19 protein-coding genes are annotated in these 24,266 nt (G+C 66.5%); 4 read left to right on the forward strand and 15 right to left on the reverse strand.

Annotated elements, in window-relative coordinates:
- Positions 1–2: 2 nt before the first annotated feature.
- The 5 genes from AC1MGT_RS02010 to AC1MGT_RS02030 form a co-directional block, all read right to left on the reverse strand.
- Positions 3–407, reverse strand: a complete 405-nt coding sequence (locus AC1MGT_RS02010; RefSeq protein ID WP_332533729.1) for a hypothetical protein — start codon at positions 405–407, stop codon at positions 3–5.
- An 88-nt stretch (positions 408–495) separates the two neighbouring features.
- Positions 496–957 (reverse strand): metallophosphoesterase family protein, encoded by a 462-nt coding sequence (locus AC1MGT_RS02015; protein WP_499504242.1) that lies wholly within the window; start codon positions 955–957, stop codon positions 496–498.
- Between the two features lie 6 nt (positions 958–963).
- Positions 964–1,254 (reverse strand): DUF378 domain-containing protein, encoded by a 291-nt coding sequence (locus AC1MGT_RS02020; RefSeq protein ID WP_499502785.1) that lies wholly within the window; start codon positions 1,252–1,254, stop codon positions 964–966.
- 144 nt (positions 1,255–1,398) lie between these two features.
- Positions 1,399–2,016: a YcbK family protein gene (locus AC1MGT_RS02025; protein ID WP_332533731.1), complete on the reverse strand. Its 618-nt coding sequence runs from the start codon at positions 2,014–2,016 to the stop codon at positions 1,399–1,401.
- Between the two features lie 111 nt (positions 2,017–2,127).
- Entirely contained in the window at positions 2,128–2,652 is a 525-nt protein-coding gene (locus AC1MGT_RS02030; RefSeq protein WP_499502786.1) for a GNAT family N-acetyltransferase, read from the reverse strand.
- 221 nt (positions 2,653–2,873) lie between these two features.
- Between AC1MGT_RS02030 and AC1MGT_RS02035 the strand changes: the two genes are divergently transcribed.
- Positions 2,874–3,893 (forward strand): sulfate ABC transporter substrate-binding protein, encoded by a 1,020-nt coding sequence (locus tag AC1MGT_RS02035; protein ID WP_499502787.1) that lies wholly within the window; start codon positions 2,874–2,876, stop codon positions 3,891–3,893.
- A gap of 60 nt (positions 3,894–3,953) precedes the next feature.
- Here AC1MGT_RS02035 and AC1MGT_RS02040 read toward each other — a convergent pair whose 3' ends face one another.
- The gene (locus AC1MGT_RS02040) at positions 3,954–4,922 is read right to left on the reverse strand and encodes an IS1595 family transposase (RefSeq protein ID WP_499502788.1); all 969 of its coding nucleotides are present in this window, start codon (positions 4,920–4,922) and stop codon (positions 3,954–3,956) included.
- 335 nt (positions 4,923–5,257) lie between these two features.
- Here AC1MGT_RS02040 and AC1MGT_RS02045 point away from each other — a divergent pair, with 335 nt between their 5' ends.
- The gene (locus AC1MGT_RS02045) at positions 5,258–6,229 is read left to right on the forward strand and encodes a serine hydrolase (protein ID WP_499502789.1); all 972 of its coding nucleotides are present in this window, start codon (positions 5,258–5,260) and stop codon (positions 6,227–6,229) included.
- A 49-nt stretch (positions 6,230–6,278) separates the two neighbouring features.
- Here AC1MGT_RS02045 and AC1MGT_RS02050 read toward each other — a convergent pair whose 3' ends face one another.
- The 7 genes from AC1MGT_RS02050 to AC1MGT_RS02080 all read right to left on the reverse strand — a co-directional run bounded on the left by AC1MGT_RS02050 (position 6,279) and on the right by AC1MGT_RS02080 (position 20,458).
- Positions 6,279–6,806: a GNAT family N-acetyltransferase gene (locus AC1MGT_RS02050; protein WP_499502790.1), complete on the reverse strand. Its 528-nt coding sequence runs from the start codon at positions 6,804–6,806 to the stop codon at positions 6,279–6,281.
- Positions 6,807–6,845: 39 nt separating this feature from the next.
- Positions 6,846–7,508, reverse strand: coding sequence for a thiol:disulfide interchange protein DsbA/DsbL (locus AC1MGT_RS02055; RefSeq protein WP_499502791.1), 663 nt, complete (start codon positions 7,506–7,508; stop codon positions 6,846–6,848).
- An 86-nt stretch (positions 7,509–7,594) separates the two neighbouring features.
- Positions 7,595–9,520 carry an exodeoxyribonuclease V subunit alpha gene (recD, locus tag AC1MGT_RS02060; RefSeq protein ID WP_499502792.1) on the reverse strand — a complete coding sequence of 642 codons (1,926 nt, stop codon included), beginning with the start codon at positions 9,518–9,520 and terminating at the stop codon, positions 7,595–7,597.
- Positions 9,507–13,154 carry an exodeoxyribonuclease V subunit beta gene (recB, locus tag AC1MGT_RS02065; protein WP_499502793.1) on the reverse strand — a complete coding sequence of 1,216 codons (3,648 nt, stop codon included), beginning with the start codon at positions 13,152–13,154 and terminating at the stop codon, positions 9,507–9,509. The genes recD and recB overlap by 14 nt, the downstream gene beginning before the upstream one ends.
- Positions 13,151–16,552, reverse strand: a complete 3,402-nt coding sequence (recC, locus tag AC1MGT_RS02070; protein WP_499502794.1) for an exodeoxyribonuclease V subunit gamma — start codon at positions 16,550–16,552, stop codon at positions 13,151–13,153. Before recC ends, recB begins: the two co-directional genes overlap by 4 nt.
- Positions 16,553–16,624: 72 nt before the next feature.
- On the reverse strand, positions 16,625–19,678 hold the full coding sequence (locus tag AC1MGT_RS02075) for a CHASE domain-containing protein (RefSeq protein WP_499502795.1): 3,054 nt from the start codon (positions 19,676–19,678) through the stop codon (positions 16,625–16,627).
- Between the two features lie 198 nt (positions 19,679–19,876).
- Positions 19,877–20,458 carry an acyl-homoserine-lactone synthase gene (locus tag AC1MGT_RS02080; RefSeq protein WP_499502796.1) on the reverse strand — a complete coding sequence of 194 codons (582 nt, stop codon included), beginning with the start codon at positions 20,456–20,458 and terminating at the stop codon, positions 19,877–19,879.
- Between the two features lie 236 nt (positions 20,459–20,694).
- Between AC1MGT_RS02080 and AC1MGT_RS02085 the strand changes: the two genes are divergently transcribed.
- On the forward strand, positions 20,695–20,910 hold the full coding sequence (locus AC1MGT_RS02085) for a helix-turn-helix domain-containing protein (RefSeq protein ID WP_332530918.1): 216 nt from the start codon (positions 20,695–20,697) through the stop codon (positions 20,908–20,910).
- Here the strand turns inward: AC1MGT_RS02085 and AC1MGT_RS02090 are convergent.
- Both AC1MGT_RS02090 and glpD read right to left on the reverse strand, forming a co-directional pair.
- Positions 20,885–21,637 (reverse strand): helix-turn-helix transcriptional regulator, encoded by a 753-nt coding sequence (locus AC1MGT_RS02090; protein WP_499502797.1) that lies wholly within the window; start codon positions 21,635–21,637, stop codon positions 20,885–20,887. The two genes, AC1MGT_RS02085 and AC1MGT_RS02090, sit on opposite strands and share 26 nt — an antisense overlap.
- 289 nt (positions 21,638–21,926) lie before the next feature.
- Entirely contained in the window at positions 21,927–23,489 is a 1,563-nt protein-coding gene (gene glpD, locus AC1MGT_RS02095; RefSeq protein ID WP_499502798.1) for a glycerol-3-phosphate dehydrogenase, read from the reverse strand.
- Positions 23,490–23,577: 88 nt separating this feature from the next.
- Between glpD and AC1MGT_RS02100 the strand changes: the two genes are divergently transcribed.
- Complete coding sequence (locus tag AC1MGT_RS02100; protein ID WP_499502799.1) at positions 23,578–24,261, forward strand: phosphohydrolase; 684 nt, start codon at positions 23,578–23,580, stop codon at positions 24,259–24,261.
- Positions 24,262–24,266 lie beyond the last annotated feature (5 nt).

Raw genomic sequence — 24,266 nt, forward strand, 5'->3', positions numbered from 1 at the left:
GCCTACCAGCTCGGGCGCGAACCTGGCCCGAAGTTGTGGCCCGTGACCAGCGTGGTGCTCTGCACGAGCGTCGACAAGCCCAGGATCAGCTGGACGAGCTTATCGTCCGGCAGCACCCAGATCTGACCGCGCGGCTGCTCGGCGCCGGTGGCGGCCATGATCAGGGGCGCGATCCAGGCGGCGTCGCTGTCGACGTCGAGCAAAATGGCGTCGGCCGTCGTCTGCATGTGGACGAGCCCGCCTTCGGCAATGGCGAAGCAGATGCCAACGCCCGTTTCCTGCGGCGTGATCAGCTCCTGCATGGCGGCGTTGTGCTCGTCGATCCAGAGCTCGACGTCTTGCGGCGTCTCGAGCGCGGTCCAGGGACGGGGTTTGAAGCGGGGTGGTTGTTCGGGCGGGAGGGTCATGTGCTGCAAGCAAAAGGGGACGGGGCGTATCTTACGGCAATTTCCATCGCCGCGGGCCAGGTCCACGCTCGCCAGGGTCGCGCTTACATCATGGGATGTCGAGCGTCACGAGCCGCACGCTTGCATGCCCATCATCGATGATGAGTTCGCCGACCGATACGGGCAGCGTAAACCGGCGCCGCCCCGCCGCACCCGGATTGACGTACAGCACACCGCCCCGCTCGACGCAGGCCGGCTTGTGCGTGTGACCGGTGACGACAACGCGCACGCCGCTTGCCACCGGGTCGATGGCAAGCTCCTTCAGGTCGTGCAGCATGTGGATGGCGACGCCGCCAAAGGTCACCGTGACGGTTTCAGGCAATGCCCGAGCCCAGGCGCCGCTGTCGTTGTTGCCGCGCACGCTCGTGAGCGGTGCGATTTCGGCCAGGCGCTCGAGCGTGGCCGGATCGACGATGTCGCCGGCATGCAGGATGGCATCGCTACCCTGCAGGAAGTCGAGCGCCTGTGGACGCAGCAGGCCGTGCGTATCGGCGATCAGGCCAATGCGAATGACCACTTATGGGCGCTTGCTGCCGGCCATCTTGGCCATCGTGACAACCGAGTACAGTGCCGCCAGGCCAACGAGGACGTAGACAACACGGGTGAGCGTCGAGCCCGGCGCGAACAGCACGCCGACCATGTCGATGTCGAACAGACCGACCATGCCCCAGTTCAGGCCACCAATAATCAACAGCACCATCGCAATGTAATCCAGTGCAGACATGGCAGAGCGGCCGTGCGTACGCGCCGTCACGCGGCGATCGGGAATCGAACGGCGATCCATGGTTGGGGTATTGATTGTTGACATCAGAGCCTCCTGGGAAAGTGACGTGGACACCACCGGGGCGGCGCCCCGGCACTTGCTGTCCATACTAGCCCAGGTTAACAAACAGGCACGCACCGTTGCAGCACGTGCACACCGCTGCCCCGTCACGGGGCTGCGGCCGCGAACTCAGCCTTTCCAGGTACGCGCCAGGCCCGTATCGGCGTGGATCCAGCCACCGCGCGGACCGCTGCGGTAGTAGTAGCCGACGCCGCCGCCACGGAAGCTCTTGATCAGGCCGCCGAGCACTTCTTCGTTCAGGTTGGCGATACGGATATCGGCTGCCTTGCCGACCAGGTGCAGCGACTGGCGCGCCGCCGGGATGCCCTGCTCGCGCAGGCGCGCGTTCGAGGCCGGCGAACGGTAGCCCGACAAAATCTCGAGCGGCTTGATGATGCCGAAACGGGCGATGAAGGCCTGGGTGCTCCACAGCATCTCGAACAGTTTCGGATCGATGGGGGCGGACGCCTTGCCGTTCACGTCGCGCAGCAGATGGCATAGTTCCTGGTATGCCGACTCGATGACTTCGCCGTCTTTCCAGTACAGCACATTGGCCGTCTCGCCGCTTTGCGGGCGTGTGACAGACAAGGTACGTGGCTTGACCCAGAAATCGAGGTCAAGCGCCTGCGAATCGAACAGGTCAGGTGGCGGTTGAAGGTCAGTTGCCGCGGCGGCCAGCGGCGCACCGATGACACCGATGGCGGCAAGGCGCGCGCCCTGATGGAGGAAGTCTCTGCGGGAAGCCATATATGCGTTGGTGTAACTCGTGAATATCGATGGGCCGTACTATAGCGTATTCGTCATGGATAGCGCTGTGTGGCGTGCAGCGCGCGCGCCTGGTTGCGCTGCGCCCCACGCTCAGTCGCTGCAGTTGCAGAACCGCTTGCGCGCGCCGCCTTCGCTGGCGCCGTCGAGCCGCTTCCACATCAGGTCGCTATCGAGGCCGAAACAGGATTTTTCCTTGCCCGCATTGCTGTAGCCGTGACGCTCGAAGAACGCGCTCGCGCCGGCCGGGCTGTGCAGATGCAGCTTGCTGATGTTCCAGGCACGCGCCTGCTCTTCGACCGCCGCCAGCAGCGCCCGGCCCACGCCACAGCGCAGCGCATCGGGCAGCACATAGCACAGCGCCACCTTGCCGGCCGGGGTCAGCAGCGTCAATCCGACCATCCGCCCTTCACTCTCGGCGACCACGGCAAAATTGGCGGGCGCGGCAAACCAGGCGGCGACGGTGGCCGGCGTCTTGTTGCCGAGCCAGGCGTCGAGTACTGCCGGCTGGCCATGGTGGTCGGCACGGCAGCCTTCCTCGATGGAGCGGCGCAGCAGATTGCATGCTGGCGCGGCGTCGGCGGGAATTGCCTTGCGGATTTCAATACGCGTGGACATCGATCATCAACATAAATACGGTACAAAGACGTGAGGTGGCGACAGATGGCGCCCCCGGCTTAACACGGGCTCGACTATACACTGAAAGCCAACGACCCTGCTGGCGGCAGGGACAAGCGCTTGATGGGCATAACCATATGACGAAAGTATTGTTCCGTTTGCCGACCGCATCGGGGAACATGCACGCTGTCACTCCAACTTCAAGCAAGCGAGACCACATTATGCGCATCACCCCTCCGAACACGCTGCGCCGCTCGATCCTGGCGCTGGTCCTGGCTGCCGGCAGCGCCGTGCCGCTGCACGCCAGCGCCGCCGGGCCCGAGCTGCTGAACGTGTCGTACGACGTCGCCCGTGAATTGTACAAAGAAATCAACCCGGCGTTCATCGCATCCTACAAGCAGCAAAGCGGCCAGACGGTCGAAGTCAAGCAGTCGCACGGCGGCTCGAGCAAGCAGGCGCGCGCCGTGGCCGATGGCCTGGCGGCGTCAGTTGTCACGATGAACCAGGCCAATGACATCGACATGCTGGCCGACCGCGGCCTGGTGGCAAAAGACTGGGCCAAAAAGTTCCCGAACAATGCCGCGCCCTACTACTCAACGATGGTGTTCCTGGTCCGCAAGGGCAACCCGAAGCAGGTACGCGACTGGCAAGACCTGGCGCGTCCTGGCGTGGCCGTGATCATCCCGAATCCGAAGACCGCCGGCAACGGCCGCTACACCTATCTGGGCGCATGGGGTTCCGTGATCAAGAAAGGCGGCAACGAGGCCGCTGCCCGCGACCTGGTCTCGAAGATCTTCAAGAACGTGCCGATCCTGGACGGCGGCGGCCGCGCCGCGACCACCACCTTCACTCAGCGCCAGATCGGCGATGTGCTCGTGACGTTCGAAAACGAAGTGAGCATGGTGCGCAAGGAGTTCGGCAACGACTTCGAAGTCGTCTACCCGACCAGCTCGATCCTGGCCGAGTCGCCGGTGGCCGTCGTCGACAAGGTCGTCGATCGCCAGAAGCTGCGTCAGCCTGCTACGGCTTACCTGAACTTCCTGTACAGCCCGGTGGGCCAGGAAATCGGCGCCAAGCACTTCATGCGCGTTCGCTCGGAGGCCGTCATGAAGAAGTATGCGGCCAACTACAAGCCGATCAGCCTGTTCACGGTCGACGAAGTCTTTGGCGGCTGGCGCGCAGCGCAAAAGCGCCACTTTGACGATGGCGGCGAGTTCGACAAGATCTACACCGCGAAGTAATCCGCACCACCTCACAACAGCCCTGCCATGTGCAGGGCTGTTTGCATGGCTCAGTCAGCGTTATCTGTTGATGACGCTGATAGCAATGCGAAGCAACTGTTCCGGCGAAATAACCCGCTCGCCATCCAGCGCCCAGCGCCAGCCCAGGTAATTGGGCAGGTAGCGCGATGCCACGCCACGAAAGCCCTGTAGCCAGGCCTTGAAGCGCTGATGGTAGGCGTTCACGTTCTGCACGTGGATGGCAAGGCTGCCCAGACGCCTTGCATGCATACCGGCGCGCACATTGACCGCCTCGTGCGCGATCCTGTGCTTGCGTGCAAACGCGCGGTAAGCGGGATGGCCGTCACTGACCAGCAAGGCCTGCCTGCCGAGCCTGGGTAGCAAGTCACGCTCGAGTTGCACAGTCTTGAGCGCACCGCGCCCGGTGACGGCATCAATGGTGCGCCCTTCGCGGTCGCGCGCGACCAGGATGCAATCCAGTTCGCTGGAAATGCCCCGTCTGGCAGCATGGCCGCCGCGGTGGCGCGGTGGCCGATCAAGCGTACGCGAACCTTTTTGTGACTCGAGCAGAAATGTTTCGTCAGCCTCGACGATGCCATTCAGGAGCGCGGGCCGGTCGAGTTTGACCCAATGCAGGAAGCGGTGGCGCCAGCGAAAGGCAGTGTTGCGGTGTACGCCGACTCGATCTGCCGCCTTGCGCACGGTCAGTGAATCGAGCAGCACCTGCGAATAGGCGAGCCATTTGCCTTTGAGCCTCAGCCGCGCCAGTGGCGTGCCGGTCAGGTCATTGAAGGTGCGGCCGCAGGCGCAGCAGCGGTAGCGCTGCAAGTCGTTGGCGAACCCGTGCCGGTAGCAGTGCCCGTTGCCGCATCTGGGGCAACAACGGCCTGGCGCTCTGACCTCAGCAATGAGCGCAACCACCTGATCGAGCCCGGCTGCAGGATGCAGGGCATCGAGCACTTGCCGGCGCTGCGGCTGGTTCAGCAAAGGCAGTTTTGCGAACCAGCCTTTGAAACGTGGCGCTTTCATGATCGACTCCTGACGCTGGGGACAGGGGTTGGACCACTGGACTACTCGTCAGTTCAAAGCCAGTCTCTATTTAACGTTGACTGCGCCTTTGCATTTGGTCACACTAACCAAGTCAGTCGACATTTCTGTGCGACATGCCCTATTAATAATATGCACCTGCGATGCCCTATTTCGATAGAAAATTGGGTTTAGACAGGGGAATTTTCTTGTGCACCATAGACATGGTTGGCGGATGGATGCTATCTTGCCTGCCTTCTAGTTGCTCTAGAAACAGATGTTGATCCGCGCCGCCCGGCGCCCAGCTCCATCAACCTCAACCCAGATTCCAGACAGACATGATCAAACACCTGTTCGCCACGGCCCTGATGACGTTGTCGGCCGCGGCATTCGCCGTGCCGTTCGGCTCCCAGTCCGTGCTCGTTGTTGAAAACGACACCGGCAAAATCCTCCTTGAAAAAAATGCCGACACCGTCGTCCCGATTGCATCGCTGACCAAGCTGATGACGGCCATGGTCGTGCTCGACGCCAAGCTCGACATGAACGAGCAGATCGAGATCGACCGGGATGACGTCGACCGCGTCAAGTTCAGCAGCTCGCGCGTGCCGGTCGGCGCCAGCATTTCGCGCAGCGACGTGCTGCACCTCGCGCTGATGTCCTCGGACAACCGCGCTGCCGCCGCGCTGGCCCGCACCTACCCGGGCGGTAACGAAGCCTTCAAGGCGGCCGTGCGCCGCAAGATCCGCGCGCTGGGCATGACCCAGACCACGATCGAAGAGCCGACCGGCCTGTCGCCGCAGAACCGCTCCACCGCAGGCGACCTGGTCAAGATGGCCGTCGCCTCGGTGCGGTACCCGGATATCGTGCGCATGACCACCGAGACCAGGGAAACGATCGACATCAACGGCCGCGGTGTTGAATACCACAACACCAACCGCCTCGTCGGCGCCAAGGGCTGGGACATCGGCCTGTCGAAAACCGGCTACACGAACGAAGCCGGCCGCTGCCTGATCATGAACATCACGGCAGCCGGCAAGAAGGCAACGCTGGTGCTGCTGAACGCCGGCGCCTCGTCGGCCCGCGTGCTCGACGCACTGAACATCCGCCGTTTCATGACCGGCGACGCCGCACCGGTGGCCCGCGTCGCACGCGCGGCCCGCGCCTCGTCGGGCGGTCCGCGCATCAAGGCCAGCGCCGGCAGTGTGAAAGCCAAGGCAAAAGCCCGCACGAAGGTCGTCAAGTCGAAGATCAAAACGACCAAGAACCGCAAGGTCGCGAAGGTCAAGACGACGCGCAAGCGCCGCGACTGATCAGATGATTGGTAGGATCAAGGGGCCGCGAGGCCCCTTTTTCTTGCGCTCACGGTTTGACGAGTGACAGCATGTGGGCATCCACCCACTGCCGGCCCAGTTTGATTCGCTTGCGCGCGATGCCTTCGTCGACTGCTCCGGCCTTGCGGGCGGCGTTCAGACTCGCGTCGTTACCGACGGCCACCACGATTTCGAGACGCTGCACCTCCAGTTCCGTCCAGGCGTAATCGGCGAGCGCGCGGATGGCTGCCGACGCTGCGCCCTTGCGCTGCCACGATTGGCGCACCCAGTAACCAAGGTTGCAGAATCCATGCATTGCGTTCATCTGGTTCAGGCCACAGCCGCCGACGAACATGCCGGATGCGCGGTCGAAGATAGCGAACTCGAAGCACGTCGCTTCCGCCAGTCCTTTCTCGCAGGTCGCGATCCAGGCAAGGGCATCGCTCATTGAAAACTGCGCCGTCGCCCAGGGCATCCACGGCGCAAGCGTCGACGTCGATTCCAGGATGGCCGCAACCATTGCCGGCGCATCGCCAGGAACATAAGGGCGGAGGACGAAATCGGTGGAAAACAGCATGGGGCGCCCCTGTTTATTGCACATCCGGCCCGGCACGCTTTACCGGGTGGCAGCTGCCTTCACCACGAGCGCATCCATCACCTGCCCAGTCGCCGCCATGACGTCAGCGGCATCCTGGATCCTGTTCGCCTGCTGCACCTGCGATGGCGACACGACATACGTGCCATCGATGACAATGGTCGGGGTGCCAGTGACCTTGTAGGCGTCGACGATCTGGCTCAGGCGTTTAAGCCTGGTCTGGACGCCGAACGAGTTCCACGTGTTGGCAAACGCCGCCTTGTCGAGTCCATTCTCGCCGGCCCACGCGATGATGTCGGCGTCCTTCATCAGGCGCTTGCGCTCGACGTGCACGGCATTGAAGACGCGCCCGTGATACGCCTCGAGCTTGCCCATCGCTTCGAGCGTCAGGAACAGGCGCGCTTCCGGATCGGCCGGGCCCTGGAACGGCAGCGGCACGCGGCGCAGCGCGATCCGGTCGCCCTGCTGCTTGACCCAGTTCTTCAGCGTCGGTTCGAAGGCATTGCAGGCGCCACAGTGATACGCGAAGAATTCGATGACCTCGACCTTCTTGCCCTCGGCTTGGGTTGGCTGCGGCGCAGCCAGTGTCGTGAAGTCTGCGCCATCGCGTGGCGCGGCTGGCGATGCGTTGGCAAGGCCGGCCACCAGGGTGGCGGCGATGAGGGCAAGTCGCAGGGCGCGCATATCGATCCTTTTCAGTATGAAGCAAACATTCTAGCGAACGGCAACAGCATCAAATGCACGCATTCTCACGGCACCGCACGAGTGGCTTACGCCACCAGATCGCGCAAGCCACTCGTGCGGTGCGTGCGGCTGGCAATCGCCTGCTGCAGCACGTCGCCGCCAGGCGTCACCAGCGTGAACACCTCGCTGGCGCGCGTGATGCCCGTGTAGACCAGTTCGCGCGTCAGCACCGCATTGCGCTCGCGTGGCAGCGCCAGCACCGTGTGGCGAAACTCCGAGCCCTGCGATTTATGCACGGTCATCGCGAACGCCGTCTCGACATTGCGCAGGCGCGTGGCCAGCACGCTGCGCACGGCGTCACCTTCCAGGAAGTACACGCGCAGCGCGCCGGCGCGCGCCGGATCGGGCAGCGTGACGCCGATATCGCCGTTGAACACGCGCGTTGAATAATCGTTGCGCGTGACCATGACTGGCCGGCCGACATACCACTCGGCGCCATGGCGCAGCAAGTGACTCGCCGCGAGCCGCTTTTCGATGGCCTCGTTCAGGCCCGCCACGCCCCACTCGCCATCGCGCACCGCACACAGGATGCGGAAGGTCTCGAAGCTGAGCAGAATCCGGCGCACCCAGTCTTCATGCTCGTCCTGGGCGCCTTCGCGCAGCAGTTGCAGGTATGGCGCATAGCCGGCATGCGCCAGCTGCAGGAGCTGCGCCGGCTGCGCATGTTCAAGCCAGCGCACACTCTCGTCCCCGGCCCGCAGGACCTGTTCGGCGCGCGCGGTGTCGCCGCCATTGACGGCCAGCGCCAACTGGCCGATCGGCCCGCCGAAGCGGCGGCTGTAACGCAGCATCACCGTCTGCTGGGCCAGCGCGCCGCCGTCGCCCCGATAGATGTCCGGGATGACTTCGCCGCTCGCAGCCTCGATGTAGGCAATCGTCGCCGCGCTGTAGTGGCCTTCGTGCGCCGCATGGCACAGGTCACCCAGCACCGCGCCCGCCTCCACCGACGCCAGCTGGTCCTTGTCACCCAACAGGATCAGCGTCGCGCCAACAGGCAGCGCATCGAGCAGGCTCGCCATCATTTCCAGGTGCACCATCGATGCCTCGTCGACGATCAGCACATCGACGTCCAGCGGATTGCCGCGGTGGTGCGCGAACGCGCGCGTGTCGGGGCGCGCGCCGAGCAGGCTGTGGAGCGTGCGCGCCGCGCCCATGCGCGCCGTCAGTTCACGCAGCGGCAGGTCGCCGCCGACACGGTCCGCGAGTTCATTCAGGGCCTTGTCAATGGACTGCTTCAGGCGCGCCGCCGCCTTGCCCGTTGGTGCGGCCAGCGCCACGCGCTGGCGCCCTGCTTCCGGGGCCGTCGCGAACAACAGCGCCAGCAGGCGCGCTACCGTGTAGGTCTTGCCGGTGCCGGGACCGCCCGTGATGATCGCCACCGAACTGCGCAGCGCCACGGCGCAGGCGAGCTTTTGCCAGTCGGGTCCCTGGGCGCCAGGCTGCGCCACGAACAGCTTGTCGAGCCAGCTGCGCACGAGCGGTGTATCCACCGGATGCGTGGCCGCCGCGCGCTCGCGTACGGCCTGCGCCACCAGCGTCTCGTCGCGCCAGTAACGCCGCAGGTACAGGCGCTGGCCATCGAGCACCAGTGGCTGGTCGAGATCGAATTCGCCGCGGATCCAGACCTGCTGGCAGTGCGCGAGCAGCTTGCTCCATCCTGCCACGCCGCGCGGCAACGGCGCGGCCGCCTGCGCCAGCTGGCGCCACAGGTCGTCGCTCCAGCCCAGCAGCAGCGCCGGCCCGGCGGCCAGGTCGTCCAGCTGCAGGCAGCTGTGGCCATGGCCTTCGAGCTCGGACAGCACCGCCGCCGCCAGGATCAGCGCGGGCGGCGCGTCGCCCAGTTGGGCAATGAAGCGCGCGAACGCGCCCGACAGGCGACGCAGCTCGCCCGCTTCGGTCAGCGCGGCGATCTCGCGCCACAGACCATCGATATCGGCGTCAAGCTTCGCCATGTGCATCCTTGTCCAGCAAGCGTTCCAGTCCATCCAGCAGCTCGAGGTCGGGCGCCAGCATCCAGCAGCCGCGCGTGACCGGGTTGGCGATCCCGCGCAGGAACATGAAGATGGCGCCGCCCAGCTGGTATTCGGGCTCGTAGGCGTCGCCCAGGCGTGCGCGCAGCAGGCGGTGCAGGGCCAGCAGGTAGATGCTGCCCTGGATTTCGTAACGGTGCTCGGCCATCCCGGCAGTCATTGCGGCCTGGCTGTACGACGCGTCGCCCGGCCCCAGCGCATTGGACTTGTAGTCCAGCACCCAGTAGCGGCCTTCGTGCTCGAACACCAGGTCGGCAAAGCCCTTGAGCATCCCGTGCAGCACACGCTCGGGCAGCACGGGCCGTTCGAGCCCGCCCAGCAGATGCGTGCGGCACAGCGCGTCCAGACGCTGCAGGTCGAGGTGCTCGCTGGGGAACCAGAACTCCATCTCGGGCAGCACGCCATGCAGGCCGCGCAGCCGCGCATTCAGTGGCGGCAACGGCGTATCGACGATTTCGCGCAGCCACGCCAGTGCATCGGCGAGGCGGTGGCCCCAGCCCGCACGCTCGATATGCTGCACCAGGCGCGCCTCGCAGTTCGGGTCGTCCAGGCAGTCGAAGCCTTCGCGCGCCAGCCACTCGAGACGCTCGTGCATGAAGTTGCCCGGTACCGAACCGCGCGGGAAGCGGTGCCACGGCGCGTCCTCGATGCGGGGCGGCGTGGCCGCTTGCGGCACGTCCTCCATCAGCGTCTGGTCCTGCGCGCGCATCGGTGTGGGCGGCGCGATCGCATGGCGCGTGAGCGACGTGAACGAGCCGACCGACCAGTCGCGCTCGAACTCGGCACGGTAGCGCGGCGCATCGAGCAAGTCGGGGCGGATGTCCTGGCGCGACAGCATCGTCACCGCATCCGGTTCGGGCAACGCGTGCAGCGAGATGCCATCGGCGTTGCCCGCCACGACATCGAAGTGCCCGCGCAGCGCCTCGGCAGCAATCGCCTCGCCCCCGGCCAGCAAATAGCCAAGTGCCGACTCGTGCAGCTTGTTCTCGCCCTTGCGCGTGCCGGAAACGGCCGCTGCGCCGAGCCACAGGAAGTGGCGCGCACGCGTCAGTGCGACGTACAGCAGGCGCAGGTCTTCTTCGATGCGCGCGCGATCGACCGCCGCGAGCGCGTCGTCGGTCAGAGCTAAATCAAGATGGCGCGTGCCGGCATCGTCCACGTACTCGAAGAACGCGCGGTTGCGACGGTTGGTGGCGCGCGCCGTCACGGCAAACGGCAGGTACACCAGCGGGTATTCCAGGCCTTTCGACTTGTGGACCGTGACGACCTTGACCAGTTCGGCGTCGCTCTCCAGGCGCAGCACGCGCTCGTCGCCGCTCGAACCCAGCCCGTCGATCTGCTCGGCGAACCAGCGGATCAGGGCCTGTTCGCCCTCCAGCTGGCTGCTGGCTTCCTGCAGCAGTTCGGCCAGGTGCAGCAGATTGGTCAGGCGCCGCTCGCCGCCCGGTTCGCGCAGCAGGCGCGCCGGCAACCCCAGTTCGTGGATGAAGCGGCGCAGCATCGCCAGCACGCCCTGGCGCTGCCAGCTGCCGTGCAGGGCTTTCAGTTGCTCGACACGGGCTTCCCAGACCATCTCGTCGTGCGAGAACTGCGCCAGTTCGGCCAGCCCCAGGCCGGCGGTGGCGGTGGCAAACGCCGCCCGTGCCAGCGCGCCATCGAGCGGATTGGCCACCGCGTACAGCCAGCGCAGCACGTCGGCCGCTTCGTCGCTTTCGACGACCGAGTCCTTGTCGGACAGGTAGACGCTGGCCACCTTGCGCCGCATCAGCGCGCGCCGGATGGCGCCGGCTTCGCGCCGGTCGCGCACGAGGATCGCGATATCGGCCGGCATCAGGCGCGTGAACGCCGCGCTCTCCCCGGTATCGTCGTCGAAGCCCACGCGCTCGTCATTGAGCAGCCGGACAATGTGCTCGGCGCAGTGATGGGCAAACACATCGCGGTAGTCGTCGGCCTTCAAATCTGCACGGTCCACGATGTTCACGGACAGCGCACCGGTATCGTCACCCAGGCCCACGAGATGGCGGCGATGGCCCTGCGCCTTGACCGCGTCGAACGGCAGCGGGTTGTCGTCGCCGCGCCGGAACCGGAACGCCGCGCCCGGATGCGCGCCCTCGGCATGCAGGAACAGGCCATTGACGGCGCTCACGAGCGGCGCGGTCGAGCGGTAATTGGTGTCGAGCTGGTAGTGGCGCCCCGCCGTCGCGCGGCGCGCGGCCAGGTAGCTGTGGATGTCGGCGCCGCGAAAGCCGTAGATCGACTGCTTCGGGTCGCCAATCAAGAACAACCCATGCTCTGCGTCGTTTGCTTCGACCCGGTACAGCAGGTCAAAGATGCGGTACTGGTCGGGCGACGTGTCCTGGAATTCATCGACCAGCGCCACCGGATACTGGCCCACGATGCGCGCGCGCAGTGCGGCGCCGTTCTCACCTTCGAGCGCAACCTTCAGGCGTTCGAGCATGTCGGCAAAGCCGAACTGGCGGTTGCGCCGCTTGAGCTCCTGCATGCGCGCGCCGATATGGCCGGCGGCGTGGCGCAGCAGCGCGTGGGCGATTGGGTCCAGTGCGGCCAGGCTGGCCTGCAGCGCGGCGGTGGCGTCGAAACAGTCCGGCACGTCGGTCGAAAAATCCTTGCTGAACGCGTCGGCGATGCCGTCCGGCGTCAGGCGGCGCCACGCCGTGTCGGTCAGGTCAGGCATGTGACGCGCCGGGTCCGTGGCCCACGCCCGCAGCGCTTCGAACCATTTGACGAGCGAATCGGCGCGCAGTTTGTTGCCGTTGAAGCACTTGGGCTGGCGCTCGCGGTGCCCGGCGATCCAGCGCTCCATCTCGTGGGCGCGCTCGAACCAGCCATCCTTCAAGCGCATCAGCTCTTCGCGCTGCGCCTTGGCCAGCCGCGCCACCAGTTGCTTCAGTGGTTCGGCCGCGGGTGCGCCGAGCAAGGCGTCGCGCCGCACCAGCTCGCGCACGCTCGTCTTGAGCGCTTCGACATCGCGCCAGCTGTCCATCACAACCGCCAGCGACTCGGCGCCCAGCGGATAGACCTGCTGGCGCCAGTAATCATGCGCAGCGTCCTCGAACAGTTCGCGCTCGTCGCTGACCAGTTCTTCGTCGAACAGGCTGCCGCTGTCGAAGGCGTGCTCGCGCAGCATGCGCTGGCACCAGGCGTCGATCGTGAAGATCGCTGCTTCGTCCATCGTCTCGGCCGCCATGAACAGGCGGTGCCCGGCGATCTGGCGCTCCCTACCCGCCGTGTAGCTGGCGGCCAGCTCGTGCAGGTAAGGGTCGGCCACGTCGAGTTCACCGCGGAAATAGCTTGCTGCCTGCACCAGCCGCTCGCGCACGCGGTTGGCCAGTTCGCGCGTGGCGGCGCGCGTGAACGTCATCACCAGGATCTCGGATGGCAGCAGTGGCCGCACGAACCCATCCTGCCCGCCGTGCCCCAGCACCAGGCGCACGTACAGCGCGGCGATGGTCCAGGTCTTGCCGGTGCCGGCCGACGCCTCGATCAGGCGCGAGCCGTGCAGCGGGAAATCGACTGGCTCAAGTTTGGTGCTCATGTGGACGACTCCTGCAACGGCCTGACCTTGACGCAGTCCTGCATCCAGCGTGCCAGCGGTCCATACAGTTCCTCGGCCAGATCGGGCCAGCCGCCGGCGTTCTTCAACGCGTCGAAGTCCGGCCACAGGCGCGCCAGGCACAGGTCGTCAACCTCGCCACGCAGCTCGAAGCCACCGTCGTAGGTCGCGCGCGGATCGCCCTGCGCCAGATGCGCCAACGCGGTCTTGCATGCCACCGGCAGCGGGCTGTCCAGATTGGCGCGCCACAGGCGCACCAGGTCGCGCAGCGTTTCCAGCGCCGCGTCCTGGGCCAGCGGCGCCATCTCGAGCACCACGTCACGCGCCACCAGGTAGCCTGTCACCGGATTGCCGGCAGCGGCGGCGGCCAGCTGGCGCAGCCACGGCGCGATCAGCTTGTCGCCGCGCGGATTCCCGGCCCGGTCCAGCACCTTCGACGAGATCTGCATCAGCCACGCACTGCCCTCGCCGCTTGAACGCAAGCGGTCGATCCAGTCGTCCAGATGGATGTCACCCAGCAGCAGGCTGACAGCGAATTTCGGCGCCGATTGCGGGAAGCGCAAGCCCAGGCGCAGCCACTCGGTGCGCACGGGCGCCAGGCTCTCGACCAGCTGCTCCTGCCACATGCGGCCCATCAGGCCGATCGGCAGCACGCCTTCGCGCGCCAGACGTTCGGCGCGCACTGCCAGCGTGGCGCGCACATCGCCGATGGCCTCGGCCTCGCCGCTGTCGTCCAGCAGGTGGTCTTCGATCTGGTAGCGTTCAAGTGCATCGAGGCCAAACGGTTCTTCGTCATCGCCCACGTGCGCGGCATCGGCAAACACGACGCCCAGCCGGCGGCGGAAGAAAAAGCGCGCCGGCTGGCGCAGGAAACTGGCCAGCTCGCCCAGCTTGAGGACGAAGTCGGGTTCGAGCTCGTAGGCCGGCAACGCATCGTCGACCGGGTAATCATCGGCGCCGTGCGCGGTGCGCCATTCGCCCGCGTACGTGAGCAGACCGCCGCGCTGGAAATAGCGCCGGCTGAACGGCTGCAGCGGATGCTCGGTCGTGATGTGATGCAGGTCGTCCATGTCCCAGCCGGCCTTGAGGTAGTCGCGCAACTGCGCCACCAGCACCGAGGGTGGCTGCTCGCTGTTGTCGCGCACATTGCGCCCGACCCAGCTCACGTAGAACTTGTCGCGCGCGGCCAGCAAAGCCTCGAGCATCAGGTAACGGTCATCGTCGCGGCGCGAGCGGTCACCGGGGCGCGCCATGCCGGGCAGCGCCAGCAGGTCGAAGTCGGACGGGCGCGCGCGGCGCGGGAAGTCGCCATCGTTCATGCCCAGCAGGCAGACGGCGCGAAACGGCACCGCGCGCATCGGCATCAGGGTGCAGAAGGTCACGCCGCCCGACACGAACTGGTGATTCAGCGTGGGCGCATCGAGTTCGTTCATCCACGCTTCGCGCAGCACCGCCAGCGGCACCGGTTCGTCAAAGCCTGCACCGGCGCAGGTTTCGAGCCAGCATTGCAGGCCCTCGCCCAGGTTCGACAGCGTCAGGCGGTCGGCTTCGTCGCCGGCCGCATAAAAGCACGACAGCATCTCGCGCGCCGCCTCGCCCCATTCGGCCGGCCGCAGCGATGCATCGAGCCGGCCGCGCCAGGTCAGCAGGCATTCGACCAGCTGGGCGAGCGAGCCGGCCAGCGCGGCATCGAGGCCACCGACTTCGGCGTACGGCTCGATGTCGCCGAAACTGGCGCCGGCGCCGCTGGCGTAGCCGAGCAGCATGCGGCGCACGCCGAAGATCCAGGCATTCTGCTCGCCCGTCATCCCCAGACCCAACCCCGCGCGGTGGTCGTGGTCCAGGCCCCAGCGCACGCCGGCGCCATCGATCCAGCGGCCCAGGATCGGCAGATCCTCGCTCGTCACGCCAAAGCGGCGCGCGACGGCAGGCACGTCGAGCAGGTCGCGCACCTCGCTCTGGCGGCAGCGCTGCTGCGGCAGGCGCAGCAGCCACTCGAGCGAGACCAGCAGCGGATTGACGCTGCGGTCGCGCACGTCGCCGATCTCGAACGGGATGTGGCGCGGGTCGTGCCGCCGGTGCTGGTCGAACACCGCGTGGATCGCGGGCGAGAACGCATCGATGTCGGGCACCATCACCACCACGTCGCGCGGGCGCAGCGTCGGATCGAGCGCGAACCACGACAGCAGCTGGTCGTGCAGCACTTCGATCTCGCGCTGTACGCTGTGCGTGACGTGGAACTCGATCGAGCGGTCATCCATCATCGGAGGGACATGCGGGTGCTCGGACAGCGGCACCAGGTCGCGCACCGCGGCCTGGACCTGCGACAAGAGCGTGCCGCCATCGTCATCGGTGAACAGGTCGACGCGCAGTGGCGCCGGCTGACCTTCGCCGTCTTCGCTGGCCTCGTGCTGCTGGTCGAATTCATCGAGCATGCGGACGAAATCGCGGCCCTGCCTCCCCCAGCTAGCCAGCAACGGATGGCTGTGGACATGCATTTCCTCGATCGGGATCGTGCCCAGGTCGACGCCCTCGCGCTGCGGCTGGCGGCGGCGCGCCGCCTTGAGCAACTGGCTGCCTTCGATGATGTCGCCCCAGTAGAACTGGCACGGATTGGGTACCGCGAACAGCACCTGCGTGTGGCGTGCCAGCGCCGATATCGCTTGCAGTGTCTGGTACGGCAGCGTCGACATCCCGAACAGCACGACGCGGCGCGGCAGGCGGCTGGCTGGCGCCGCATCGGCCGCGACGGCGGCGAGGAACTGGTCGTGAATGGTGGCGCGGCCGCTCTCGCGCTGCGTCTCGGGCAGGCTCGCGTGCACGGCGCGCCAGAGGCAGGCTTGCCAGCGCTGCTCGGGCGCGAGCGGGACCACGTCGCCCCCGGCGCGGCGCAGCACGTCGCGCCCCGCGGCCCAATCGGCCAGCCAGTCAGCGCGATACACCTGGTACTGGTCGTACAGGTCGGCCACGCGTTCGGCCAGTTGCAGGCGGCGCTCGGCGTCGCCATCGGCGAGAAAGCGCGCCAGTGGCGCATAGCCGTCGTCCTGCAGCAGCGTCGGCAACAGGCGCATCAGGCGCCAGGTGAGCGGATCCTTGTCGAACGGCGCGCGCTGCGGCACGCGCTCGCGCCCCAGCATGCCGCGGTAGGCTTCCCACATGAAGCGCGCCGGCAGCGCGACGCGGGTGGCGGCGCAGACGCCGTTTTCCTCGGCCAGCGCGATCTTGAGCCATTCGGCCACGCCATTCGACTGGACGAGAAAAATCTCTTCCTCGAGCGCCCCCAGGGGATGGTTGCGCAGCCAGTCGAAGACGGCGCTGCGCAGCAGCTCCATCTGGTTACCGTGGAGGATCAAGAGACCGGGAGTGATCGGGGCAGACATGCGCGGGGCGTGGGCAATCGGGACCAAAGCATACCGCGTTTGGCCCCCTGGTGGTAGGGCCAAAAGGGCTGGTCAGCGGCCGTCGCTGGCCCGCCCGCCAAACTGCGCCGAGACCTCGCGCTCGATGCGCACCAGCAGCGCCCGCAGGCGCGCCGTCAATGCCCGCGCCTGCGCCGTGCCACCCCCGCGCAGGTCGCGCACCGGTTGCGCTTCCAGGTCTTCGCAGATGGCGGCGAACGCGGTGGCGCCGACCGCACGCGCGGCCGACTTCAGTTGGTGCGCCAGGCTGGCGGTATGGGTCAGATCGCCCCCTGCCAGCGCCGTGTCGATGCCGGCCAGGTTCTCGCGCGTGGTGTCCAGGAACAGGAACGCGTATTTGCGCATCCTTTCGAGGTCGCCCCCGGCCGTCGCCGCCAGCAGCGCCACGTCGAGCACCGCACTACCCGGTGCCATGGCCGCCGGCAGGTTGACGGCGACGTCCGACACCGGCGCCGTGGTGCGCCCCAGGCAGCGCGCGATGGTGGCAGCCAGCAGTTCGGGCACCACCGGCTTGGCGAGAAATTCGTTCATGCCCGCCGCCATACAGCGCGCGCGGTCGTCCACGCCGGCATTGGCCGTCATCGCTACCACGAGCGTGCCGGCCAGGCGCGGATCGCGCCGGATGCGGCGGGTCGCCTCCAGGCCATCCATCACCGGCATCTGCACGTCCATCAGCACGCAGTCGAAGCGCGCCTCCGCCATCGCCGCCAGCGCCTCTTCGCCGTTGCCGGCCACGACGACGTCGGCCCCGGCCAGTTCGAGCAATTCGCGCGCCACCTGCTGGTTGAACGGGTTGTCCTCGACCAGCAGCACGGCGCAACCGTCCAGGCGCGCCTGCGCCGGCGCGGGCGCTGCGCCCAGGCCGGAACTCGCGCCCGCCCCCACCCGCGCACCGGCGCCATCATCCAGCGCCAGACGCGCGGTAAACCAGAAGATGCTGCCCACGCCAGGCGTGCTGGTAACGCCGACTTCACCGCCCATCAGTTCGGCCAACTGGCGGCTGATCGCCAGTCCCAGGCCGGTGCCGCCGTGAAGGCGCGTGGCCGACTGGTCGGCCTGCTGGAATGGCGTAAACAGGTGCTGCAGCGCGTTTGGCGCGATGCCGATGCCGCGGTCTTCGACTTCGAAGCGCACCAGGATTTCCGGACCAAATGCATGCGCCAGGCGCGCCCGCATCGTGATGCGGCCGCGCTCGGCGAACTTGACGGCGTTGCCGGCAAAATTGAGCAGCACTTGCTCGAGGCGCAGCGAATCGCCGCACAGGGGCCGCATCAGCTCGGGCGCGATCTCGATATCGAAACCCAGGCCCTTGGCGGCAGCCGCCGTGCCCAGTTGCGCCTCGACGTTGCGCATCAGGGCGTCGGGCATGAAGCGTTCGGTGGCCAGTTCGAGCATGCCGGCCTCAATCTTGGAAAAATCGAGGATGTCGTTGATGATGCCCAGCAGGTGCTGGCCCGAGTGATAGATCTTTTCGAGGTAGTCACGCTGGCGCGGATCGGGCCCGGCCTGCAGCGCCAGGTGCGTCATGCCGATGATGCTGTTCATCGGCGTGCGGATCTCGTGGCTCATGTTCGACAGGAAGTCGCTCTTGGCCTTGCTGGCGGCGTCGGCGCGCGCCTTCAGGCGGTGCAGCTCGGTGATGTCGGTCGACACGCACAGCACGGCCGGCTCTTCGTCGACCTGCAGCGGCACGCGCACGCTCCACAACTGGCGCGTGGCGCCGTCCGGACCGGCCTGGGCCACTTGCGCGCTGCTCTGGCGGTCGGCCCGCAGCACGGCGCGGTCCAGCTCCCAGGTGGCGTCGGCCTGACCCACGTCCATCGCCTCGGTATCGGGCCGGCCGATCAGGTCCGTCGCCGGGCGCCCGAGGCGCGAGGCGCCCTTGGCATTGAGGTAGCGGATGCGGCGCGCGCCGTCCTTCAGGTACACCTCGGCGTCGATGTTGTCGAGCACCGTGTCGAGCAGCAGGCGCTGCTCGACGGCGGCGCGCCGCGCCCGGTACTGGGCCAGGAACAGCCCGTACATCAGCAGCGTGCCGATGAAACCTGCGGCGAGCGCGCCCAACGGGACATAGCGGTCGACGCCCACCAGCATCTCGTCCATGGGCGCCGAAAAGTGGGCTTTCCAGCCATTGCCGACATAGTCCACGCCCAGTACCGACACGAAGTGCAGCGCCGGATCGGGCGCCGCCCTGCGCACGTCCACGCCATGCAACAGGATATCCCCCGCCGCCGGCGCGCCCGGCAGGCCGGTGTAGCGGCGTCCCGTGCCATACAGGCTCACACGCAGCGGCTGCGCCTCGAGCGAGACAAGCGCATGACGCACCATTTCCTGCACCGAAAAGAAGATGCCGAACGAGCCCAGATAGGCGGCCCGGCGCTCGGCCACACCCAGCGGCAGCACGCCCCCGACGTACACGGGCAGGCGCATGCCAAGCGCGTTGTGCGGCACCGGGTCGGGCAGGAACACGGGTTGCCCCGACGCGACGATGGTGCCACTGTCGCGCGCTTGGGATATCGCCCGCGCGACCAGCGGACGGGACGCCATGTCGAAGCCGAGGCGCCGGGTCGGCTTGTCGGCCGGATACTGATAGGTCACCACTTCGTACCACGGGCGGCGCCCGGCCGGAAAGATCTGGAAATCCGGGTACCCGCGCACATCGACGCTGCGGTCGGCGCGCATGGCGGTAACAAAGGCGGCGCGCTCGCTATCGGGCACGCGCGTGGCGAACGTCAGGGCTTCGATGGCCGGATAATTATTCGGCAGGTCGAGCGCTGCCGCGTAACGGTGAAACGATGCGCGGTCGGGCACCGCACTGCCGCCGCCGGCCGCATGCAGGGCGGCCATCGCGCGCACGGCGCGGGCATACGAGGCGATGGCGTTGTCGAGCCGTTCCTGGGCGCCGCGCGCCAGGTTGTCGAAGCGGCGCCGGGCGTCAGTCTCGACGGCGGCACTGGCGACCGCATGCAGCAGCATGCCGATTGCCAGCGCCAGCAGCACGCCGCCGCCCCACAGCACGATGGGCCGGCCCACACGCGCTGCGGCAAATTCGATGGCGCGGGCGCCACGCAAGGCTGATCGCTTCATGCTTTCCCTTTCGGGCGATGCATGCCCCGCATATTGGTAAGAATCAAGATGAGTATATCGGTGCACCGGCGTGGCACGACCACGGTCACCATCCCGATGAGGCACGCGAGCAACAAATCGTCTCTCACGGGACCACCGCCCAAGGGCGGCTGCTGCATCTGCCGAGGCCACGGCCGTACCAGGCGCCGTGGCCCCCGTTCACGATGCCAGACGCCTGGCAAACAGCGCGTCCCAGGTCGGCGCGATCTCGACGTACAGCGCCACGGCCTGCTCGATCCCGACGGTCTGTGGCTTGCCGATGCGCGTGATGACCACGCCGGCGCGCCGCAGCATGCGTTCGATCGCCGTCGTGGTCACGGTGATGTAGCGCGACAGTCCGCGCTGGTGGGCGTCGTCGATGATGGCGGCAATCGACTCCATCGTCATGGCCGAGAAACCGTAACCGGTCACCCCATCGGTTTCCAGCGCAAAGCGTGACAGCTCCCAGATCTGCGGGTCGCTCGGCGCCACCTGCCCATCGAGCAGTTGGGGGAACGAATCCTTGAGCATGTACGGTCCCTCCGTGGGCAGCAGTCTCCAGCAGCCGCGCAGCGTGGCGTCGTCGCGCATCAGCATGTAGCGCGGCTCGAGGGCGTCGTAGCCATCGATCTCCATGCCTGACAACACCGGCACTTCCCAGCCAAGCCGCCCGCGGAATACCCGGGCGCGCAGCAAGTGCATTTCGCACAACTCGTTCGATGGAATGGCGCGGCGTGGCGCGATCCGGATATGCATGCTCATTACCCCTCCCTGAAATGACATCTGGTCGATCGGAAAATGCAAACCGCATAAAATCGTTATGCAAGTCGGGTAGCGTGGGTACTATCAGCTCTGCTAGGTGGCGAGCAATGTCGGGGGTGCAATACTTTTGCTTATGCAGTTTTCCAAGTGCTGGCCTCACTTTCCCGAAAGGAATAATCATGGCAATCGAAATGATGTCTGACGCGCTCGGCGCCGACATGCACGCCAACCACGTTATGCAGGCAGCTGGTGCTGTGCGCATGGCGCCGCATGAACTGCGCCGTCTGCGCATCACCAAGCGCGAGAGCCAGGAAAAGTTCTGGGGCCGCTTCGGCGTCACCCAGTCGAGCGGCTCCCGCTTCGAGACTGGCCTCGCCATCCCGACGCCCGTGTCGATCCTGCTGCGCATGTATGTCAATGGCAAGCTCAGCGATGGTGATCTTCAGGGGTAATCAAGCCAAGGCCGATGGCCTTGACGACTGCCTGCTGGCGGGTGTTGACGTCGAACTTCTGACGCACATTCGCCAGATGAAAGTTCACGGTCGCTTCGGAGCAGTTGGTAATGCGCGCAATTTCCCATGACGACTTGCCCGCCATGACCCACTGCAAGACTTCCAGTTCGCGCTTGGTCAGGCGCGGCGCCGCGCCCCGCCCTTCTTCAGGACGGATACCTTCTTCGCGAAAGCGCTGCGATGAGGCGAACGCGTAATCGCGTACCAGCGCCAGCATTGGCAGGGCTTCCATCACGGCGCGCTGGGCAGAAATATCCGGCCGCGCATCGGAGGCAAAACTGATCACCCCGAATTCGCCCTGCGGGCCGTGCACCGGGAGCGTCACGCCGCTGCGGATGCCATGCGCGCTCGCCTCTTCGTACAAGCCGGCTTGCTGGGTACCCGACGCGAACAGGCCCGGCTCCCACACCATCGGCAAGGTGCTGGTCAGGCAGTGCGCCACCGTCGGATCGACATAGGCAAAACCGTTGCGGTCGTAGCGCTCGCGCCAGTTGTCCGCGTAGTTACTGCGCAAAAAGGCGGACTCGAAGCGCGCATGGCGCGAACCGACCAAGCCGAACAGCACCTGATCGAATCCCAATGTCCGCGCGAGATTGAACAGGGACGCGCTCCACTGGGTCGCATCCCTGGCTTCCATCAACTCGAGTAGCAAGGCGGTATCAATCATGGGGTCGTAAGAATATGCATCAGCGCTATCCTAGTCGGTTCACCCCCCTTCAAAATCCTCGAAAATTAACAATCAAGATATTTACACGCAGCCATTTCGCTGTTGTCGTGCAATGACAACAACTATTTTCAGTTCAACCCGTATTGCAGATTGCGTTTGCCGGTCGTGTGTGGGGTCAATTGCATTGCATTCCGCTGTTGCAGTTCATCTTTATGCTTTTGTTAACGGAAAACAAATTTGTGTCTTGACGTAGATCAATGAATGTTCTGCTGCTACTGCAGGTGAAGGATCACACCGGATCGTCCACCTGCGCACGCCCGATTGCCGCCGCCTTCTGTGCTGCGATCCAGGCGTCGACTGCCTTGCCGGCGCCGGGCCGCAGGTGCAGGCCTAGCTTGCTGCGGCGCCACAGCACGTCGGCTGCGCAAGTCGCCCATTCATGCGCCATCAGATAGCGTAGTTCGGCTTCATACAGGCCGGGCGCGACCTCCAGGCCAAGGTCGTCCAGCGCCTGGCACCCGTCCAGCAGGCGCGCCACGCGCGTGCCGTACGCGCGCGCATAGCGCAGCGCGAGCAGCGCTGGAAGCCAGCCGTGGCGCTGCCGCAGCGCCGCCACCCAGCCGTCGAATTCGAGCACGGCCCGGCGATCGGGCATAGCACCGAACAGGTCGCCACCAGGCAGCACAGCGCGCGCCGTCCAGGCGCCTGAGACTGACCGGCCAAGCCGCGGTGCCAGCCAGTCGAGCGCTTCCTCGGCCAGCTTGCGGTAGGTGGTGATCTTGCCGCCGAACACCGACAGCAGCGGCGGGCCATCGGCGTCGCGTGCCAGGTAATAGTCGCGCGTGACCGCTGCCGCCGTGCCCGCATCGTCGGCCAGCAGCGGGCGCACGCCGGCGTAGCTCCAGACGATATCGCGCGGTGCAATCTGGCGCCGGAAATAGACGTTGGCCAGCGCGCACAGATAACGTCGTTCGTCGTCGGCAATGGCCACGTGGCCGGGGTCGCCCGAAAACTCGACGTCGGTGGTGCCGATCAGCGTGAACGCGTCTTCGTACGGCAGCGCGAACACGACCCGGCCATCGGTATGCTGGAACAGGTAGCCGCAGGCATGGTCGAACAGGCGCGGCACGACGATGTGGCTGCCCTTGACCAGGCGCAGCGCGCGCTGCGGCGCGGCGCCGCCGGCGCGCAGGGCCAGGCGCCCCGCCCACGGCCCGGTGGCATTGACCAGGCCGCGGGCACGCACAGCGAGCGGTCCGCCGGCGCGCGCCAGCCGCGCCTCCCAATGTTCGGCGCGCCGCACGATGTCGTCACACGCCGTGTGCGGCATGACCTGCGCGCCGCGTTCGTGGGCATCGAGCGCATTGAGCACGACGAGGCGCGCATCGTCGACCCAGCCGTCCGAATAGGCAAAGGCGCGCGCGAACCCGGGCTTGAGCGCATCGCCCGCGCGGTGCCCGGCCAGGTCGATCGTTTCTGCACCCGGCAAAAAGTCGCGCGTTGCAAGCCGGTCGTACAGGAACAGGCCAGCGCGGATCAGCCACGCCGGCCGCGCGCCACGCACATGGGGCATGATGAAGCGCAGCGGACGGGTGATGTGCGGCGCGCTGCGCAGCAGGATTTCGCGCTCGGCCAGGGCCTTGCGCACCAGGCCGAACTCGCGGTGTTCGAGGTAGCGCAGTCCGCCGTGGATCAGCTTGCTCGATGCGGACGAGGTGTGCGCGCCAAGGTCATCCTTGTCGCACAGGATGACCTTCAGGCCGCGCCCGGCGGCGTCGCGCGCAATGCCGGCGCCATTGATCCCGGCGCCCACGACCAGCAGGTCGCAATCGATGAACGTGTCCGTTGCCATCCTTCCCCCTCACCGCTGTCATGCCGGGCTGCGCCCCTGCCCGGCCAATTATGCGCAAAATGGCAGAGCCGGTGTGTAAAATCGCCACATGCACATACCATCTTCGCCGGCCCTCGAAGGCACCAGGCCGGACACCACGACGCGCGCCTGGGTCCGCATGCCGTCAGGCCGTCGCCTCGACCTGCTCGACCCCACCCCGTTCGACTGGGACGACGCCGACCTGGCGCTGGGCCTGGCCCGTACCTACCGTTGGGGCGGTCACTCGGCGTGGCCGCTGCCGCTGTCGGTCGCGCAGCATTCGATCAGCGTGATGCTGCTGCGGCGCGCGGCGATGCCCTCGTTGTCGCCGCTCGACGAACTGCGCGAGCTGCTGCACGATGCCGAAGAAGGTTTGCTGGGATTCGATGCGATTTCGGTCATCAAGCCGTTTTTGGGCGACGCCTTTCGCGCCCTGACACAGCGCCTGGAACACATGGTGTTTTTGCGCTACGGCCTGCCGGCCTGGGATGCGAAGTCGCACGCGGCGCACAAGAAGGCCGACCGGCTGGCTGCGGCCAGCGAAGCGGTCCATGTGGCAGGCTGGTCGGCTGAAGAGGTCCGGCGCACGCTCAAGATTCGCGCGGCGATCCTGCCTGAGGACCCGCTGGCGCGCTACTATGATTGCACGCCATGGGAACCGTGGCCACCGGCGCTGGCCTGTGAACGTTTTTTGCGTGAGCTCGAACGGCTCACAGAAGCTGCCGCAACGTCGTCGATCAAGCCGGCGCCCTGAGAAGC

Source organism: Telluria sp. BA11, from assembly GCF_056680305.1.